Raw genomic sequence first — 17411 nt, forward strand, 5'->3', positions numbered from 1 at the left:
GGATTTACCGGCCGCCGTCATGCAACGGCAGGCCAGACGTCTTCCGTTAGCGGGCCGCTTCCATGCTGGCCATGTCGATCACAAAGCGGTACTTCACATCGCTCTTGAGCATGCGTTCATACGCGGTATTGATCTCGTCCATGCGGATGGGCTCAATGTCTGAGACGATGCCGTGCTTTGCGCAGAAGTCCAGCATCTCCTGCGTTTCCCTGATGCCGCCGATCGCCGAGCCCGCCAGGCGCCGGCGCTTCAACAGCATGTTGAAGATGCCGGGTGAAGGGTGCGGACTGGCTGGCGCTCCCACCAGCGTCATGGTGCCATCCAGCTTCAGCAAAACGAGAAAGGCGTCCAGGTCATGCGGCACGGCCACCGTGTTGAGGATGAAGTCAAAGCTGTTGGCATGTGCCGCCATCTCATCGGCATTTGTTGACACCACCACTTCCCTGGCGCCCAGGCGCAAGGCGTCTTCACGCTTGCGGGCCGATGTGGTGAACAGCACCACATGCGCACCCATGGCGGCGGCGATCTTCACGCCCATGTGGCCCAGCCCGCCCAGGCCAACAACGCCTACCTTGCTCCCGGGGCCGACTTTCCAATGGCGCAGCGGCGAATAGGTGGTGATGCCGGCGCACAGCAGCGGCGCCACTGCGGCCAGGCTACCTGCATCATGCGAGATCTTCAGCACAAACGATTCACGCACCACGATCTGGCTGGAATAACCCCCATAAGTGTTGGCGCCGGTGCCCTGTTCGGGGCCGTTGTAGGTGCCGGTGAACCCGTTGTCGCAATATTGCTCCAGGCCGTCCGCGCAGGGCCGGCAGTGCTGGCAGCTGTCCACCATGCAACCGACGCCCACCGTGTCACCCACCTTGAACTTGCTGACCAGGCTGCCCACGGCGGTGACCCGCCCGACGATTTCATGGCCGGGCACCGCAGGAAAATTCACGCCCGCCCATTCACCGCGTGCCGTGTGCAGGTCCGAGTGGCACACGCCGCAATGAAGAATATCGATCACCACATCCGTCTGCCCCGGCGCCCGCCGCTCGATGGTGAAGGGAGCGAGTGGACTGGTGGGCGACTGGGCGGCGTAGGCAAGTGCTTGTGACATGGTGATCCTTGATGAGGAAAAAGAGAAAGAAAAAGAAAAAAACGCAGGAAGACGGCAGGACGCGCGGCGAACAACGGGCCATCGTAGGCCAATACGATGAGCGGCGCTTGCAGGCTGCGTACCCCTGGTCCGGTGGTAGGGAAATGCTGCCTCGGCTGCCAGATGAATCCGTGTCAGCTATCGGTGTCCGCATGAGCGGGTGCATACCGTTCCAGCAACGCATACAGCACCAGCCCGCCCAGCAGCGGCAAAAGATAGTAAAGCGCGCGGTAGGCCAGCGCGGCGCCCATCACCGTTCCTTGCCGCACGCTGCCCGAAAGCAATGCAAGGTACACCGCCTCCAGTACCCCCAGCCCGCCGGGAATCGGCATGATCACCCCTATGATTGAAGCCGCCATCAGCACACCCAGCACTGTGGCGTAAGGCACTTTCTGGCCCAGCAGCAGATACATCGCAGCGCCCATCAGCGCCCAGTTGGCCGCTGAAATACCCAGTTGCAGGGCGGCCAGTTGCGCTGAAGGCAACTGCAGCCGCCGCCCGCGCACCCGCCATTCATGCCCCCGCGCAAACGCGCACGCCACCACATAGCCCAGTGCAAGCAGCACCATCACCACACCCAGCACACGGAGCGCTGTCGCGCCAATGTGCGCCTGGCTGGGCGGCGCAATGGCGCCGGCGGCAAACAGGCTGCCTGCCACCAGGCCATAACCCAGCCAGTTTGTCGCGAGGCTCAGGCCCACCACCTGTGCGATGGTGGCTTCATCCAGCCCCGCACGCGTATACAGCCGCGCCCGCAACGCCACACCGCCGACCAGGGATCCCAGGTTCAAATTAAAGGCATAGCTGGTCACCGCAATCGCCCAGGTCTGCAGGGCTGGCACCTTGTGCCGCGTGTGGTGTCGGCCAATCAGGTCAAAGCAGCCATACAGCGCATGGCTGAGGGTAGCCAGGCCCAGCACGGCAAGAAGAAGGAGAGGCGAATAACGCCAGAGCGCCTGCCAGGCGCCCGCCCAGTCCACCTTGTGGGCATGGGACACCAGCAGGCCCAGCACGATGATGGCGAACGCGGGCAAGCCCCAGCGGCGTATGTGCGGCCACAGGGATGAAGCGAAAGCGAAAAGCGGGTTTGCCGAGGCCGGGGCCGCGTTGCTGGGCATGATGACTGCCATTTTCCGTACACGGCAGGGGAAGTTCCAGCGAGGCTGGCGCTGCTTTTTGTAGGCGAAAACCGACGATGGATTGAACCAGGCCGTGTACTGGCCGCGAGTGTTGCTGGGCCTTCGGGCTCAGGACTTCAGCTCAAGCCCCGCGGGGTACAGGCGGTTCCAGGGCGTTGCTTTTTCGAAGGCAAACGCCGCGCGCAAGATCGTGGGCTCGGCGAAAGGGCGCCCGATGACCTGGATGGAAACCGGCAGGCCATTGGCAGAAAGCCCCGCAGGAACGGCAACCGAGCACAAATCCAGCAGGTTCACAAAACGGCCGAACCGTGACAGCGGCGTACTGAGTTCGTCGACTTCGCTCACGGGAATGGCCGTGATCGCGTTGGTCGGGAATACGCAGACATCCACGCCGTCCATGGCTTCCAGCATCTCGGCCTTTGCGGACTCGCGCTCGCGCAGCAGGTTGATGTACTGCCTGGCGCCGATATCGCGGCCCAGCATGATCCGCCGCTTGATGTTCGGGTCAAACTCCAGTTCGTTGCGCTCAAAAAGCGTGCCGAGACTGGCATAGCCTTCGGCGCTCATCAAACTACCTGCAATGCGCATGGATTGCGCGAGGCTTTGCGGGAGCGGCTTGTCCACCATGGTCATGCCCAACTCAGCGAACACGCCAAGAGACCTGTCATAGGCCTTCAGGACTTCCGGGTCCACTTCCTCACGTTCAGCGGTCGGCAAGGTCCAGACCCGCATTCCCCTGACATCTTTTTCAATCTCCTTTGAAACCGAACGCACGGGCGAAAAGCGGGACGCCGTGTCTTGCGGGTCCGGCCCTGCCAGGACGTCCAGCATCGTCGCGCAGTCCCTCACGGTTTGTGTGATGGGCCCCACCGTGTCATGGGTGGGGCACAGGTCGACCAGGCCGTACCGGCTGATCAGGCCATGCGTCGTCTTCAGCCCCACCAGCCCGCAGAGCCCGGCCGGGATGCGAACGGAGCCGCCGGTGTCCGTGCCCAGGGCGGCAGAGGCCATGCCCGCAGAAACCGCGACTGCGGAGCCGCTGCTTGACCCGCCGGGCACGCGGTGGGTTGCAAGGTCCCAAGGATTCCAGGGTGTGCCCATTGAGGTATTGGTGCCCCAGCCGCCAAAGGCAAACTCCACGGTGTGGGTTTTTCCCAGGACGATTGCGCCTGCGGCCCTCAAACGGTCAACCACCGTGGCCGTCATGGAGGACGTCCGCGGCGGGAGCGATTTGGAGCCTGCGGTGATGGCATGGCCCTTGATTTCAAAAAGATCCTTGACGGCGATGGTCACACCGTGAAGCGGGCCAACCGTGAAACCGGCCTGCCTCAGTTTGTCCAGGCCGCGGGCGGCTTGCAGGGCTTCGTCCGCATACACGTCTACGTAAGCGTGAAGTTTGGCGTCAAAGGCATCTATTCGCGACAGCTGGTTTTCGACCAGCGTTTCGCTGTTGATCTCCCCGCTGGCAAGCGCTTCAAGGGTTTGCTCCATCGAGGCGTAGCTCAGCGAGGGGTTGACTATATCGGTGATATTGGAGGTAGAGCTCATGTGGTGCCCATGACCCGCCGGCCGCGCGAGAGGCGTTTTTCAAGCGCCCGCGAAACCATTGACAGCGGGAAAGCAATCGCAAAATAGAAGGCACCCACCAGCAGGAAGATGTGCAGGGGCAGGAAGAACTCACTGGACATGGCCCGCGCCGTGAGCATCAGTTCGTCGGTTGCGATCAATGCGCACAGTGAGCTGTCTTTCAGCAGCGCCACATAGGTGTTCAGCAGGGGCGGAAGCATGACGCGCAGAGCCTGGGGAAACACGACATGCATGAACACCTGGCGCGGCGCCAGGCCAACGGCCAGGGCCGCTTCACGCTGTCCGCGGTGAATCGACTGCAGGCCCCCACGCAGGATCTCCGCCACATACGCCGCGCCGTGCAGGCCCAGCCCGATCACCCCGGCCCAGAAGCCCGGCAGCGTGAGGCCGAGCGGCGGCAGCGCAAAGTAGAGCGCCAGCAGCAACGCGAGCAGGGGCACGGTGCGCACGAACTGGATGAAAAAGTTCGCGGCAAAACGCAGGGCCGGCCGGCCACTGCGGAGCATGACCACCAAAGCGGCGCCCAGAAGCAGGGCCATCACAAAGCCCGCAGACGACAGCTTTGCCGTCACTTTGGCCGCTTCGGCAAGTCGGGGCGCCCACTCGGGCCAGTATTGCAGGAACACCGCAAAAAAGCTGTTCATCGCTTGTTCTCCATACGGCTTTCGGCCCTGGCAAATCCCCAGCTGATCGGCAGCACCATGGCTGCGTACAACAGCATGGCGGCAAGGTAAATCAAGGTGGTCTCAAACGTGGAGGTCACCAGGTTCCTGGCAAAAAACATGATTTCCGGCGCGGCAATCGCCGACGCAATGGAGGTGTCTTTCAGCAGCTGGCTGGTGTAGTTGCCAAGGGATGGCCAGGTCACCCGCAGCATTTGAGGAAGCAGGACGTGAACCAGCGTCTGCCGCGGCGTCATGCCGACCGAAAGCGCCGCCTCGCGCTGCCCGGCATGAAGGCATTTGAGCCCGGCGGCAAACACATCGCACAACACCGCCGCACCGACCAGCCCAAGGCCCAGGATGGCCGCCACCAGCGGCGAGAGCCGGATGCCCACGGCCGCAAGCCCGAAATAGATCACAAAGAGGTGGGCCAATGCCGGTACATTGCGCATCCATTCGACGTAAGCGGCAATGGCCAACTTCAGCAGGCGGAAGCGCGCGAAGGTCACCGTTACCGCCAGCAGCATTCCGCCCGCCAGCGCCATGGCAAAAGCACCGAGTGCCACCACCGCGGCGGTCACCGCGCCGCCCATCAGCACGGCGAGAATGCCACCAAAAATTCCAAGCTGTTCCATCACCCGGCCAACCCCGGGTTGTCCGCCACCTGGCCGAGAAAGCTGCGGGTGCGTTCCAGCTGGGGGTTGTTGATGACATCGATAGCGGGACCTTGTTCGACGATATGGCCGCCATCCATGAAGATCACGCGGTCGGCCACATCCCTGGCAAAGCGGATCTCGTGCGTGACCAGGATCATCGAGCGGCCTTCTTCGGCCAGCTCCCGGATTACCGTCAGCACCTCACCAACCAGCTCCGGGTCAAGCGCGGAGGTCGGCTCGTCAAAAAGAATGAGCTTGGGCTGCTGGGCCAATGCCCTTGCAATGGCCACGCGCTGCTGTTGCCCTCCGGAGAGCCGTTCCGGGTATTCCCCGGCCTTGTTGGAAAGGTGGACTTTTTCCAGCATGGCGTCTGCAAGCTCATAGGCTTCGGGTTTCGACATGCCGCCGGCCTTGATGGAGCCCAGGGCGACGTTGTCGCGAACGTTCAGGTGCGGCCACAAATAAAACAGCTGGAACACCATGCCGATCTCGCGCCGCTGCGGCGCAAGCTCGCGGTCATTCATGAAGCGGAAGCCGCCACGTCGATCTGGCACCTGGCCTATCCGCTCACCATCAAGCACGATGGCGCCTTCACCTGGTTGTTCCAGAAAATTCAGGCAGCGCAGGCAGGTCGACTTTCCGGAGCCGCTGGGCCCGATCAGCGAAAGGGTTTCGCCTTTGCTCAGGTCAAAGGAAATCCCCTTGAGCACTTCAAGCGGACCGTAGCTCTTCTTCAGCCCATCGACTTTTAACAGTGTGTTGTTCATTGGATCGGTTTCTTTGGTGCAGGCAAACGTACGCGCGGACCCCCGCACATTCGCCTGTATCCGGGCTTCGGAGGGCTATTTGCAGGACGGCAGTTTCCAGTCGGCCGGACGGTCAACACCGGCGCGGAAGTTCTGGCCCACGGGCATGTACCAGACGTCCTGCACCAGGCCGTATTTGCCGCCGATCTTTTTCAGCTCACAGCCCTGCCAGAGCCTGGCGATTTCCGTATTCACGGCCTTGGCCAGTTCCGGGTTGTCCTTGTTCAGGCCAAACACCACCTGGCCGAGCCCGGTGAGCAAGGGGTAGTCCGGGTTGTTGTCAGTGAAAGCGTTGAACTTGAGATTCCATTGCGGGTTGCGCGAAATGGCGTATTGCATGACGGGCGGGTCGCCGATGACGGCATCGATGCGGCCGGCCAGCAGGTCGCGCACCGCCGCGTCGGATGTGTCATACATCGTCAGTTGCAGGCCGGTGATTTTGCGAAGCTCCGGAATGAACGAGAACCCGGTGATCGTGCCAACCTTCTTGCCTTCCAGGTCCTTGAGGCGCGACCAGTTGGTCTTGCTCGACTGGGTAATGCCGTTCTTGAAGTAATGGATCGGGTCGCTCAAGGTCATGATCTTCGAGCGCTGCTCTGTCCAGCCCATGGTGCCGGCCATCACATCGACACGCTTGGCCTGCACTGAAGCAATGGTGCCCGACCACTCCATGAGTGCCGGTTTTACCTTGAGCTTGACGGCTTCCGCCACGCGCTGCAGGATTTCGCCGTCGTAGCCGATCATGGCGCCGTCCTGGTAGCCCGTGCCTGGCATGTCACCGGTAAACGCGATCGTCAAAGCGTCTTTCTCGACGGTTTGCAATGCCTGGGCGTTGGCGGTTGGCAGCATCGTCCCTGCGGTTAGAAGCATGCATAAGAGGCGTGCGATGAATGTTTTCTTCACGAAGAACTCCTGTTGGTAGTTGACGAATCTCTAACTGACGGGGTGGATGGTATGAAGCGCTGTCAACTTGTCATAGGAGGCTTTGGCGTGTAAATTGAACGTATGCGACATTCGGAAAAATTACCAACGAAGGGCGATTCCGCGCCCGGAACCGCGGCACCGAAGCGAGCGCGGAGCGCGCCACTCAGGTCGGGCAAGAGGACTGGCGTACAAGATGAGGGCAACCAGCTGGTGGACCGGCTGGATGCGGCCAAGGTAAAAACAGCTCCCAAAACCGGCGTGGAATTGAGGGTCGGTATATTTCTCTGGCCACGGTTTCCCCTCTTGTCTCTGGCGGGGCTGTGCGACGCGTTGCGCCATGCGGCGGACCTTGGCGACCAGAGCCGGCAGGTTCGCTGCACGTGGACCGTGTTGAGTGCTGCAGGTGAGCCAGTAACTTCGAGTTGCGGAGTGGAAGTGCCCACGCTGGCCGCAGCCTCATCGGACTGCCACTTTGACTACGTGGCTGTCATCGGTGGTTTGCTGCCCTTCATGAAAACGGCTGACCCCAGGGGGGTGAAGTTCCTGAACCATGCCGCGAAGAGTGGCGTGCCGCTGATCGGCATTTGCACCGGCAGCTTTGTGCTGGCCAGGCATGGGCTGATGGAAGGCAGGATGGCCTGCGTTCATCCCTTCCATGTCAATGACTGGAAGGAGGCTTTCCCCGCGCTGCCCTACACGACCAACTGCGACTACGTCTTCGATGGCGACCGGATTACCTGCGCGGGGGGTATCTCGATCATCGAGCTGGCCACCGAGCTGATTCGCCTGCACTGTGGCCCGGACCGTGCCGCCAAGGTAGTGCACCAGATGACGGTGACCCGCAAATCCGCCATCTCGCATGTCGCACGCCGGCGCGCGCTGGGCTACGCATCCGCCGACAACGACAAGCTCCGGCAGGCAATTGTGCTGATGGAAAAGAACATCACCACGCCGCTCGAAATTGCCGTCATCGCCAAAATTGTGGATTCCAGCAGCCGGCAGCTGGAAAGGGTTTTTCTGGCGGAAACTGGCACCTCGCCCTCGGAGTTTTACCGCAGCTCCCGGCTCAAATATGGCCGGTGGTTGTTGACCTCAACGGATTCACCAGTGAGCACCATCGCCTACGAATGCGGGTTCGCGGATGCTTCGCATTTCATCCGGCATTTTCAACAGCTCTATGGTGTTTCGCCCGGCCGGCTGCGGAAGGCGATGCCTCTGATGGAGGGGTGAGCGCTGGCGGCGTAGTCCCGCCTTCTTCATACCAGGGCAGTTCTACCCAGAAAACGCTGCCCCGCCCCCGGCGGTCCGTCATGCCGACGGGATGCTTCAACAGCTGGCTCAAGCGGTAGACAGCGGCCAGCTCCAGCCCGAAGCCTTCGGCCATGCCCTGCTGCGGGATGCCTTGGGAAAAAGTCTGCTGCCGCTCATGCGCCGTGCCTGTGCCTGTGTCCCACAGCTCTATGCGCCACTTGCCCTGGCGCTGCCGTGCCGCCAGCAGCACGCCGCCGCCATGTGTGTTGCGCAGGGCGTTGGACAGCAGGCTACCCACCAGCCGTGTAAGCAGCACCGGGTCTGACAGCGCCCGTCCTGCGGCGGACCGTGTGCGCAGGCGCAGGTGCTTTTCGTGCGCCAGCGGTGTGTATTTGTCGGTCAGCGTGTGGATCAGCGCGGGCAGGTCCACGGGCTGCAGGTGGACGTTCAGCGAAGCCGGGTCCAACCCTGCAAGGTCGAACAGCGACTCGAATATTTCATCGATCTTGCGCGTGGATTCCGCAATCTTGCGTGCGATCTGCACCGCGAACTCCGGCTCCTTGGTCAGCCAGTCGGCATAGGGGCCCAGCGCATGCACGGGCTGGCGCAAGTCATGCGCCGCACTGGCGATAAAGCGGCTCCTCACGGCCTCGGCGTCCGCCAGCGCCTGTTTGCGTTCCTCCAGGGCCACGATCAGCTCCTGGCGGTCGAACTGCCGCTCCAGGCTGATGCGCTTGGCCCGGTACATGCGCCGGCCCGTCACATGGGCAATCCACAGGAAGACCAGCACCACCGCCATCTCGGCGCCGGTATCCAGCATCGAAGGCAAGCCTCCCGTCAGGTCTATACGCCAGGCCAGGGCTGCCAGCACTGATCCGCTCAGGCAATTGCAGTACGCCGTGAAGCTGGGCAAACTCGGCGGGGACGAGGCCACTGTGACCGCCGCGGTGGCCGCCAGGATCAAAATGCATACCAGCTGGTCTTCGATGGGCGCCTGGCGGTACACCACAAACATCAGCGAGCCCCAGACCGCCGCGCTCAAGGGCCAGGCCCATCCGTAGAGCGACATGAACTCCTGTAACGCCACACCGTCGGCCTCAGCCAGGCGCTTGCGGTACGCATGCAGGATGGCGTAGCGCAGAAAAGTGATCGAGCCCGCGGCCACAGCCCATACCCAGAGGTCCCATGACGGCACATCTTTGTGCAGCATCACCACGATCACTCCGATCACCAGCACGGCCGCATGCAGCGTGGGCTCCGCATTTCGCATGAACGTGTGGACCAGTTGCCCGCTGATCCAGGCCTCGCGCGGGCTCATCGATGAGTGCTTCCGGTGGCTGCTGGCGGGGTGGACGTCATTGAGAGAGGATTCTTCCGTGGGCGAGGTGGGAGCGCGGGCAGCAACGATATCCATGATTCTCTCTTGAGTGCCGGGTCGGAAGAAGAGGGCGGGGATGGGGACTTCTACGTAGTCAGCGTGTGAAACCCACCCTTCTTTGCGGCGTATCGGGAGGTGCAGCGCGCCCGTTGGCCGGTGCGCCGTATTCCCACAGGTTTAACGGAAGGCGGGGAAGCCCGTTTTGTTCTGGTTTGTTGCCGTTGCCCCAATGGCCCTTGCGTTGATCTTGCCAGTATTGGCAGGATTGGACGAGCCGTCTTTGGTTGTCATTGCGCCGTGGCTACTGAGGCGAAACGCATACCTTTTTATTCATGGGCGCATCAGCGCGTGGCTGAGCCTCAAGAGCGCGCGAACTCCGGAATGCAGAAGCGCTTGCGATATGCCCCAGGCGCCATGCCCGTGGTGCGCTTGAACAGGCGCCGAAAGAACGCAGGGTCTTCATATCCCACGCGCCAGCTGATCTCATCGATCGACGCATCAGTACGCTCCAGGCGGCGCTTGGCGTCTTCAATGCGCAGGCGTTGTGTATATTCCAGCGGCGCAATGCCGGTGGCGGCGGTAAAGCGCCGCTTGAAGGTGCGCTCAGCCAGCTTGGAGCGCTTGATCATTTCTTCCACCGGCTTGGCCACTGAAAAGTGCTGTGCGAGCCACTGCTGCGCGCTCAGCACCTCGCCGTCGCCGTGGTCGCTCTTGCCTTCAAACACGATGTAGGGCGCCAGGCCGTCCTGGTGCCATTGCAGCGCAAACATGCGCGCCACCGCCTGTGCTGTGGTGGCGCCTGCGTGCCGCGCTGTGAGGTACAGCACCATGTCGTGCCAGGTGGTCGATGCGCCCGAGCAGACCAGCTCTTCACGCAGGCCCGAGATCACCAGCACGCGCTCGGGGTGCACAGTCACTGAAGGGTAAAGAGTCGTGAAAGCATCGGCATAACCGAAGTGCACCGTCGCATCCTTGCCGTCAAAGATGCCTGTCTCAGCCAGCAGGAAAACCCCTGAGCACGCCGAGCACAGCATCGCGCCGCGCGCATGCATGCGCTGCAGCCAGGCCACCAGGCGCGGGTAGCGGCCTTTCTGCCAGCCCCCGGACGCCAGCAGCACCGACGGCACGATCACGATGTCGGTCGACTCAATGTCGTCAATGGATTTTTGGACTTCGATCGGCACGCCGCTGGCCAATGGCAAGGGGCCGGCCCGCTCGCCGACGATGTCGATCTGAAACGGTGGCTGCGCCTTGGCGTCACCCAGGCCCATCAACGCAGCGCCGTTCATCACGTCGAGGATGCCCGCCAGCGTGGAGATCACCGCATCGGGCAGGGCCACGAGGCTCACGTGCAGGGTGTTGGATCCGAAGTGGGTCATGGTGGGCAGGAGTGTGGGCCAAAAGCCATAGGAAAACCACTGAAGTCACGCTGCATGGCATGAACAGACCGTTTCAGGGCAAGTTTAGCTCTGCCATCTCTGCGTACTGACGCGGATCATTGCGGCTTGGACTCACCCCGTGGGTCTTTTCTTCAACCCTTTTTATCCATCCTGAAAGTACCTACAACCGTGACCACCGCCACCCTCGACCAGGCCAAGCTCGAAACCTTCGTCATGCGCACCATCGGCGACCTGACCGCCGCCTACACCGGCCTCATGGTCAGCATCGGCGAAAAGCTGGGCCTCTACAAAACCATGGCCCACGCCGGCCCGCTGAGCGCCAAAGAACTCGCCGCACGCGCAGGCTGCGCCGAGCGTTATGTGCGCGAATGGCTTAACGCCCAGGCCGCCGGCCACTACATCAGCTACCACGCCGTGAGCGACACCTATGAGCTGTGCGACGAACACGCGCTGGTGCTGGCCGACGAGAGCAGCCCTTTCTTCATCCCACCTGCATGGAACGTGCCCGCCGCCATGTGGTTTGACGAAGACAAAGCCATCGACGCCTTTCGCACAGGGGAGGGCGTGGCCTGGGGCGACCACCACGAACGCCTGGCCTGTGGCGTCGCCGCCTTCTACCGCAACGGCTACAAGGCCAGCCTGGTGGCCGAATGGTTGCCCGCCCTGGAAGGCGTGCAGAAGCTGCTGGAAGCTGGTGTGGATGTAGCCGACATAGGCTGCGGCCACGGCCATTCAACCTTGTTCATGGCCGAAGCCTTTCCCAACTCACGCTTTCATGGCTTCGACACCCATGCCGAATCCATCGCCCATGCCCGCATCAATGCGGCCAGGGCAGGCGTATCCGAGCGCGTGCACTTCGACACCGCCCGCGCCGCCGACTACCCCAACAAGCAATACAGCCTCATCTGCTTCTTCGACACCCTGCACGACCTGGGCGACCCGGTAGCCGCAGCCAAACACGCCGCAGAAACACTCGCACCCGGCGGCACCATCATGCTGGTAGAGCCCTTTGCCAACGACAAGATTGAAGACAACCTCAACCCGGTAGGGCAGCTGTACTACACAGGCTCATGCCTGATCTGCTGCGCGCATGCAATTTCAGAAGGCGGCAAGCTGGTGCTGGGCGCGCAGGCCGGGCAGGCGAGGTTGGCGGAGGTGTTTCGCAAAGCCGGCTTCACGCATTTCCGGCGGGCTGCAGAGACACCATTCAATTTGATCTTTGAAGTGAAGCGCTAGAACTGACTCACCGGATGTAAGCGGCCAATTCATCCGGTGTTCCTTCAGGAAACGCTTCCTTCAGGAAGTTCAGGAAGGCTGAAACACGAGCACTTAGCAGGCGGCGAGAAGGGTAGAGCGCCCACAGCGCAACCTCGGGCCCCCCGGCGTCGCCCCATTGCACCAGCGTTCCGGCCGCCAGGTCGGGGATCACCAGCGACAAGGGAAGGCGCGCCGCGCCGACATTCGCGCGCACCGCATCGCGGACCATAAACAGCGATGACAAGCTCAGCACAGGCTGGACGGTCAGGCGCTTGTTCTTTCCCTTCTCCGTCAGTTCCCAGACAGCCGTCTGTTCGCTGACTCCACCTCCGCGCACCACGACCGGTATGGGTTTCCCGCCCGCGGGCCGGCGAAGCCCGGGGTGAGCCACCATCACGATCTGGTCCCTCAGGAAGATCCGGCCTACCAGGCTTTCGTCGGGGTCCGGATTCACCCGGATCACCAGGTCGTACCCCTCTTCCACCATGTCGACGGAGCGGTCTTCCGTCGTGACCTCCAGGCGGATGTCGCGGTATTTCATGGCGAACTGGGCCGCCAGCTTCCCCATTGCCGCTTGCGAGAAGAGCAGTGGCGCACTCACCCTCAACCGTCCTCGCGGCACGTCCCCACCAGAGGAGATTGCCGCCGTTGTTTCATCGAGCTCGGCGAGCAGCACGGAGGTCTTCTCGAACAGCGCGCGGCCTTCTTCGGTGAGCTTCAGCGCGCGCGCTCCCCGCTCAAAAAGCCGCAGGTTAAGGCCGCTTTCCAGGTCGGCCACCCGGCGGGACAGGGTGGCCTTGGGGCGCCCTGATTCGCGGGACGCCCGTCCGAAGCCGCCGTGGCGGGCGACAAGCGTGAAGTCGGCAAGTGCCAATAAGTCCATGTGTTCCACCAATGAGACAGATGGTCTAAATATAACGGCTATTCGGAATTAATTGAAACGATGAAGATCAAGGCTCTTTCAACCCAAACGGAGTAATTTCATGACCATTCTTATCACCGGCGCAACCGGCAACATCGGCCGCAACGTTGTCCAACAACTCGTCAACCGGGGCGCAGATGTGCGCGCACTTGTCCGGGACCCCTCAAAGGCGGACTTTCCGGCGAGCGTGAACGTCGTGCAGGGCGACCTGCTTGATGTGGACTCCCTGCGCGCCGCCTTCAAAGGCGTCTCCACCCTGTTCCTGCTCAATGCGGTGGTGCCCGATGAATTCACGCAGGCTCTCATATCGCTCAATCTGGCACGCGAGGCGGGCATTGACCGGATCGTCTACCTGTCGGTGATCCACAGCGACAAGTACCTGAACGTTCCCCACTTCGCCGGCAAGTTCGGCGTCGAGCGGATGCTGGAGCAGATGGGTTTCGGCGCCACCATCCTGCGGCCGGCCTACTTTATGGACAACGAGCACACCATCAAAGATGTGGTGATGGGCTACGGCGTTTACCCCATGCCTATCGGAAGCAAGGGCCTGGCCATGGTCGATGCGCGTGACATCGGCGAGATCGCAGCCATTGAGCTGCTGCGCCGTGAACGTGCGCCCGGGCCGCTGCCGCTGGAGCGGATCAACCTGGTAGGCCCCGATACGCTGACCGGCGAGTCTGTCGCCGCGATCTGGTCTGGCGTTTTGAATCGCCCTATCACCTATGGCGGCGACGACACGGCCGGCTTCGAGAAGAACCTGCGCAACTTCATGCCTGCATGGATGGCGTATGACATGCGCCTGATGAGCGAGCGCTTCCTGACGGACGGCATGGCGCCTGAAGCGGGCGACGTCGAGCGCCTGACGAAGCTGCTGGGCCGCCCGCTGCGCTCGTACCGCGACTTCGCCGCCGAAATTTCGGCACCGGCCTGAGCGCGGGCCTTCATAACTTGAACACTTCGAAACCTCAATCAAGGAAATCATCATGATCTATTCGACCGCCACTGTTCAGGTAAACCCACAAGGCGAGGTGCCACTCACGCGATCCCAGGCGTGGGCCGGCCTGGTCCTCAAGGCGCGCGACGCCCGGCTTTTCCTTCCGCCCGGCCTTTGCACTTACTGCGAAGTCGTGGAAGAGAGTAAAACCCACATCGTCCGCGAAGCCACCATCGCCGGCACCGACCTGCGTGAAATCATCGCTTTCGAGCCCGAGAGCAAGGTGACATTTTTCCAGGCCACTGGCCCGCGCGAAGGCGCGATTGTCAACGAGCTCTTTGAAGACGACGCGGGCCAGCTTCAGCTTCGTTTCTATTGCTACATTGGCCTTCGCGGCAAAGAGCCGAATGGCCCAGAAGAGCAGGCCGAGCAGGCGCAATTCGACAGCGACAAAGGCTACAAGGCAGCCCTGCTGTCAACGCTGAAACGTACGCGTGAACTGCTCGCGCAAGGCAAGCTGCAAGGAGATGTGCAATGAACTCCATCAACGCTCTGCATTCCGATCTTGCACGCCCGAAGATCCTGGTGCTCGGCGCCACAGGCGGCACGGGTCGGCTCATCGTGAAGGAAGCGCTTGCACGCGGGTTCGAGGTTCGCGCGCTCGTGCGCTCCTCCGCAAAGGCAAGCGGCCTGGAAGGCACCGAAGTCTTCATCGGCGACGCCCGTGACGAAGCCGTGCTGCGCAAGGCGCTGCAAGGCATGGATGCCGTGGTGAGTTCCCTGGGCACGCCGGTCAGTCCGTTTCGTGAAGTGACCGTGCTGTCCTCGGCAACGAGCGCGCTTGTCAGCGCCATGAAGGCCGCCGGAGTTTCGCGCCTCGTGTGCATCACCGGTATCGGGGCGGGCGACAGCGCCGGTCACGGAGGGTTTGTATTTGACCGGTTGATTCTTCCCGTCCTCTTGCGCAAGGTGTATGCCGACAAGAACCGGCAGGAAGCCATCGTCAGGGGCAGCGGGTTGGACTGGGTGCTGGTGCGTCCTTCGGTCCTGAACGACAAACCTGCCAGGCACGAAATCCGGGCCCTCACGGATCTCTCCGGCTTCCACGGAGGAACGATCGCGCGGGCGGACGTGGCGAACTTCGTCCTGGACCAGGTGCACACCAACACCTGGCTGGGCCGTTCACCCCTCATTACCTGGTGAGCTGCACGTCTCACTAACCGGGTAGTTGATCGCGTTTTGATCCACACCCGTAAAACCAACTCTAGACAAGGAATTAACCATGAAATCCGCCGCAGCAACAGTAGTCACGACGGTCGAAGCATCCCGGGAAAAGACCTTCCTGCACATCGTTCCCATCGACCTCACAACGATCTTCACGGGATTTGGACCACTCCCATCGGTGACGGGGTCGCTGAACCAAACGGGTCCGTGGGACGCTGCGGGCCGGAGCCGGACCGTGGTCTTCTCCGACGGGAGTTCGGCCCGGGAGACACTGACAAACTACGAGTACCCGAGCCGTTTCGCCTACCGCATTACAGAGTTCACGGGGGTGCTGCGGTTTCTGGCGACCGAGGCTCGCGGTGAGTGGTGGTTTGAGAGCGTCCCGGGCCGTTCCGCCACGTCTGTTCGCTGGCGCTACGAGTTCATCAGCCGATCAATACTTTTGAAGCCCTTGGTAAGCCTTTTCACGCGGAGCTTGTGGCGCGGCTATATGCGCAAAGCGCTGTATCTGTCCAAGGCGCAGGTGGAAGCACCGGAATGAGCTTGCAGCCGGGCCAAACTGCAACCCCGATACCGATCACGAAGCGCTCATGCAGGACACGGAGACCTGGCGGGAAATGCTGACGGACTACTTCAGCAACTTTCCCGATTTTGACTTTGGCGAGCCTCAACCTTGAGCAGTTGCCTCTTCGTCGCGATCTTCCTGATCACGAAGCATCCACGGCAAGGTAACGCGCCTGATGGAGCCCGTTGCGGCATGACAGGCCGCTAGGCCGCTGCTTCGACAAGGCGTGCCTCGACCAGGGAATTCGTGAATTGCTTGATGCAGCGGCCGTGATCTTGCTGTAGCCAGCGCAGTGCGTGGGAGCCGACCCACACCTGAGCATCAGGCTTGCTCGGGTTGGCCGACCGCCCCGGACCTGCCGGTGCGAATGGGAGGCTGGGGTTGCTCCACTGAACTGCTGAGTTCGTGTAGCGTTTCTTGAAGAATCGGACCAATGATTTGAAGCGCCGTTCTACACCCGTTGCTTCGCTCTCTGTGGCACCCGAAGTGCTTATTGCGATGCGACCTTCTGTGATGACGGAGCCAAAGATCTGAGAGCGAAGGAACTGAATGGTCACCGATTCGGATTCGCAATACCAGTCGTCGCAAGTGGGAACATAGCGAGCGCTTAGCGACACGCGATCTTGCGGGGACCAGATGATGCAGTAGCTTCCTGTGACTTCTTCAAGCGAACGAACTGTCTCGGGAATCGAGGTTTTCCAGCGTGGACCGTCCACCAATCGAACGCTATTGTCAGAAAGCAGATGGGCCGCGAAGTCGCGCTCGTCACTCGAATGCATAACGAAACGGAGTTGGCTGCTCATGGGGTGCCTCGCCAGCTCGCCTCGTGGCGCAATGCCGCTGCGTGTCTGTGTCGAACGATCCATTAGGCCTCAGCTTCATAAATCAACTCCTCCACGAGCTCGCTGTCCGGGCGGAAGGGAGACACGCAATCGCGGACGTAGGTTTGCTTTTCTTCTTGGCTCCATTCGGCCCACCACGCGGATCGTGCATCTTCTCGTAGGCGCCGCTTCACCACAGGGAGAGCGATGTTCTCACGCAGGGACAACACCCAGCGTTCGTGCTTTTCGATCTCTCCAGGCCGGGAACTCCGCCGAGCTGCCTCCCGCATCGCGGCGCCGATCCGCTTTGAAAGTTCATTTACGTAGCGACTTCCCCAGAGATCCGTGTCGTCCGGATCTTCGGCAAACCTGGCTTCTGCGACGAGCCGCCACAAGGCAAGAAGTTCCATCTCGTCGTCGACCACAAACAGAGGTGTGCTGGTTGTCATGATGAGGCCTGACGTCAAAGCTGCCCGGCACGCAGCAAGCGCCGCAAAGCGGCATTCTGCTGCTGCGTGTCCGCGCCGGGCGAAATGTTAAACCCCGTCTGAGCGGCAGAGTTCAAGAACATGCTACCCCCTTAATGTCACTCGCCCGCTCGCTACTACATGCAGCACAAAAGTGAGCCTGCGGGGTGCGCAACGGTTTCCCGCACGAATGACAAGGCGGACCATACAAACTAAGGCGATGATGAAACAGCGCATTTGCGTTCGTTTCTTTGAAGCCTGTGAGGTTTTC

The 17411-nt window shown here is 61.7% G+C and carries 18 protein-coding genes; 6 read left to right on the plus strand and 12 right to left on the minus strand.

The window, feature by feature from the left end; genetic code table 11:
* Nucleotides 1–46: 46 nt before the first annotated feature.
* From ACQ4MS_RS14875 to ACQ4MS_RS14905, 7 genes are all read right to left on the minus strand, one after another.
* The gene (locus ACQ4MS_RS14875) at nt 47–1108 is read right to left on the minus strand and encodes an NAD(P)-dependent alcohol dehydrogenase (protein WP_431095404.1); all 1062 of its coding nucleotides are present in this window, start codon (nt 1106–1108) and stop codon (nt 47–49) included.
* 173 nt (nt 1109–1281) lie between these two features.
* A complete protein-coding gene (locus tag ACQ4MS_RS14880) occupies nt 1282–2265 on the minus strand; it encodes a lysylphosphatidylglycerol synthase domain-containing protein (RefSeq protein WP_431095405.1) in 984 nt (327 codons plus the stop codon).
* A gap of 129 nt (nt 2266–2394) precedes the next feature.
* Nucleotides 2395–3834, minus strand: coding sequence for an amidase (locus ACQ4MS_RS14885; RefSeq protein WP_431095407.1), 1440 nt, complete (start codon nt 3832–3834; stop codon nt 2395–2397).
* On the minus strand, nt 3831–4517 hold the full coding sequence (locus ACQ4MS_RS14890) for an amino acid ABC transporter permease (RefSeq protein ID WP_431095408.1): 687 nt from the start codon (nt 4515–4517) through the stop codon (nt 3831–3833). The genes ACQ4MS_RS14885 and ACQ4MS_RS14890 overlap by 4 nt, the downstream gene beginning before the upstream one ends.
* Nucleotides 4514–5170: an amino acid ABC transporter permease gene (locus ACQ4MS_RS14895; protein WP_431095409.1), complete on the minus strand. Its 657-nt coding sequence runs from the start codon at nt 5168–5170 to the stop codon at nt 4514–4516. The genes ACQ4MS_RS14890 and ACQ4MS_RS14895 overlap by 4 nt, the downstream gene beginning before the upstream one ends.
* A complete protein-coding gene (locus ACQ4MS_RS14900) occupies nt 5170–5958 on the minus strand; it encodes an amino acid ABC transporter ATP-binding protein (RefSeq protein ID WP_431095411.1) in 789 nt (262 codons plus the stop codon). The genes ACQ4MS_RS14895 and ACQ4MS_RS14900 overlap by 1 nt, the downstream gene beginning before the upstream one ends.
* Nucleotides 5959–6033: 75 nt before the next feature.
* A complete protein-coding gene (locus tag ACQ4MS_RS14905) occupies nt 6034–6900 on the minus strand; it encodes an ABC transporter substrate-binding protein (protein ID WP_431095412.1) in 867 nt (288 codons plus the stop codon).
* Between the two features lie 279 nt (nt 6901–7179).
* Here ACQ4MS_RS14905 and ACQ4MS_RS14910 point away from each other — a divergent pair, with 279 nt between their 5' ends.
* Nucleotides 7180–8151 (plus strand): GlxA family transcriptional regulator, encoded by a 972-nt coding sequence (locus tag ACQ4MS_RS14910; protein ID WP_431099597.1) that lies wholly within the window; start codon nt 7180–7182, stop codon nt 8149–8151.
* Here ACQ4MS_RS14910 and ACQ4MS_RS14915 read toward each other — a convergent pair.
* Both ACQ4MS_RS14915 and ACQ4MS_RS14920 read right to left on the minus strand, forming a co-directional pair.
* Nucleotides 8075–9586 carry a sensor histidine kinase gene (locus ACQ4MS_RS14915; protein ID WP_431095413.1) on the minus strand — a complete coding sequence of 504 codons (1512 nt, stop codon included), beginning with the start codon at nt 9584–9586 and terminating at the stop codon, nt 8075–8077. The two genes, ACQ4MS_RS14910 and ACQ4MS_RS14915, sit on opposite strands and share 77 nt — an antisense overlap.
* Before the next feature lie 323 nt (nt 9587–9909).
* Nucleotides 9910–10929 (minus strand): GlxA family transcriptional regulator, encoded by a 1020-nt coding sequence (locus tag ACQ4MS_RS14920; RefSeq protein ID WP_431095414.1) that lies wholly within the window; start codon nt 10927–10929, stop codon nt 9910–9912.
* Between the two features lie 189 nt (nt 10930–11118).
* Here ACQ4MS_RS14920 and ACQ4MS_RS14925 point away from each other — a divergent pair, with 189 nt between their 5' ends.
* On the plus strand, nt 11119–12186 hold the full coding sequence (locus ACQ4MS_RS14925; RefSeq protein WP_431095415.1) for a class I SAM-dependent methyltransferase: 1068 nt from the start codon (nt 11119–11121) through the stop codon (nt 12184–12186).
* 7 nt (nt 12187–12193) lie between these two features.
* Here the strand turns inward: ACQ4MS_RS14925 and ACQ4MS_RS14930 are convergent, their stop codons facing one another.
* Nucleotides 12194–13090, minus strand: a complete 897-nt coding sequence (locus tag ACQ4MS_RS14930; protein WP_431095416.1) for a LysR family transcriptional regulator — start codon at nt 13088–13090, stop codon at nt 12194–12196.
* Nucleotides 13091–13190: 100 nt separating this feature from the next.
* On the opposite strand from ACQ4MS_RS14930, the gene ACQ4MS_RS14935 reads away from it, so the two are divergent.
* The 4 genes from ACQ4MS_RS14935 to ACQ4MS_RS14950 all read left to right on the plus strand — a co-directional run bounded on the left by ACQ4MS_RS14935 (nt 13191) and on the right by ACQ4MS_RS14950 (nt 15828).
* Complete coding sequence (locus ACQ4MS_RS14935; protein WP_431095417.1) at nt 13191–14060, plus strand: SDR family oxidoreductase; 870 nt, start codon at nt 13191–13193, stop codon at nt 14058–14060.
* A gap of 52 nt (nt 14061–14112) precedes the next feature.
* Nucleotides 14113–14601, plus strand: a complete 489-nt coding sequence (locus ACQ4MS_RS14940) for an AtaL-like protein (RefSeq protein ID WP_431095418.1) — start codon at nt 14113–14115, stop codon at nt 14599–14601.
* Nucleotides 14598–15266 (plus strand): NAD(P)-dependent oxidoreductase, encoded by a 669-nt coding sequence (locus tag ACQ4MS_RS14945; RefSeq protein ID WP_431095419.1) that lies wholly within the window; start codon nt 14598–14600, stop codon nt 15264–15266. Before ACQ4MS_RS14940 ends, ACQ4MS_RS14945 begins: the two co-directional genes overlap by 4 nt.
* 79 nt (nt 15267–15345) lie before the next feature.
* The gene (locus ACQ4MS_RS14950) at nt 15346–15828 is read left to right on the plus strand and encodes an SRPBCC family protein (protein ID WP_431095420.1); all 483 of its coding nucleotides are present in this window, start codon (nt 15346–15348) and stop codon (nt 15826–15828) included.
* A 227-nt stretch (nt 15829–16055) separates the two neighbouring features.
* On the opposite strand, the gene ACQ4MS_RS14955 is transcribed toward ACQ4MS_RS14950, so the two are convergent.
* Nucleotides 16056–16655 (minus strand): hypothetical protein, encoded by a 600-nt coding sequence (locus tag ACQ4MS_RS14955; protein ID WP_431095421.1) that lies wholly within the window; start codon nt 16653–16655, stop codon nt 16056–16058.
* 62 nt (nt 16656–16717) lie between these two features.
* Complete coding sequence (locus tag ACQ4MS_RS14960; RefSeq protein WP_431095422.1) at nt 16718–17122, minus strand: hypothetical protein; 405 nt, start codon at nt 17120–17122, stop codon at nt 16718–16720.
* Between the last annotated feature and the right edge of the window lie 289 nt (nt 17123–17411).

Origin of the sequence: Polaromonas aquatica, assembly GCF_050626995.1 — a bacterium.
In the GTDB taxonomy this organism is placed as follows: Bacteria; Pseudomonadota; Gammaproteobacteria; order Burkholderiales; family Burkholderiaceae_C; genus Polaromonas; species Polaromonas aquatica_A.

Coding starts and splice junctions, on each gene's coding strand:
- ACQ4MS_RS14875 (WP_431095404.1), bottom strand. CDS start 1,108: ATGTCACAAGCACTTGCCTACGCCGCCCAGTCGCCCACCAGTCCACTC.
- ACQ4MS_RS14880 (WP_431095405.1), bottom strand. CDS start 2,265: ATGCCCAGCAACGCGGCCCCGGCCTCGGCAAACCCGCTTTTCGCTTTC.
- ACQ4MS_RS14885 (WP_431095407.1), bottom strand. CDS start 3,834: ATGAGCTCTACCTCCAATATCACCGATATAGTCAACCCCTCGCTGAGC.
- ACQ4MS_RS14890 (WP_431095408.1), bottom strand. CDS start 4,517: ATGAACAGCTTTTTTGCGGTGTTCCTGCAATACTGGCCCGAGTGGGCG.
- ACQ4MS_RS14895 (WP_431095409.1), bottom strand. CDS start 5,170: ATGGAACAGCTTGGAATTTTTGGTGGCATTCTCGCCGTGCTGATGGGC.
- ACQ4MS_RS14900 (WP_431095411.1), bottom strand. CDS start 5,958: ATGAACAACACACTGTTAAAAGTCGATGGGCTGAAGAAGAGCTACGGT.
- ACQ4MS_RS14915 (WP_431095413.1), bottom strand. CDS start 9,586: ATGGATATCGTTGCTGCCCGCGCTCCCACCTCGCCCACGGAAGAATCC.
- ACQ4MS_RS14920 (WP_431095414.1), bottom strand. CDS start 10,929: ATGACCCACTTCGGATCCAACACCCTGCACGTGAGCCTCGTGGCCCTG.
- ACQ4MS_RS14930 (WP_431095416.1), bottom strand. CDS start 13,090: ATGGACTTATTGGCACTTGCCGACTTCACGCTTGTCGCCCGCCACGGC.
- ACQ4MS_RS14935 (WP_431095417.1), top strand. CDS start 13,191: ATGACCATTCTTATCACCGGCGCAACCGGCAACATCGGCCGCAACGTT.
- ACQ4MS_RS14940 (WP_431095418.1), top strand. CDS start 14,113: ATGATCTATTCGACCGCCACTGTTCAGGTAAACCCACAAGGCGAGGTG.
- ACQ4MS_RS14945 (WP_431095419.1), top strand. CDS start 14,598: ATGAACTCCATCAACGCTCTGCATTCCGATCTTGCACGCCCGAAGATC.
- ACQ4MS_RS14950 (WP_431095420.1), top strand. CDS start 15,346: ATGAAATCCGCCGCAGCAACAGTAGTCACGACGGTCGAAGCATCCCGG.
- ACQ4MS_RS14955 (WP_431095421.1), bottom strand. CDS start 16,655: ATGAGCAGCCAACTCCGTTTCGTTATGCATTCGAGTGACGAGCGCGAC.
- ACQ4MS_RS14960 (WP_431095422.1), bottom strand. CDS start 17,122: ATGACAACCAGCACACCTCTGTTTGTGGTCGACGACGAGATGGAACTT.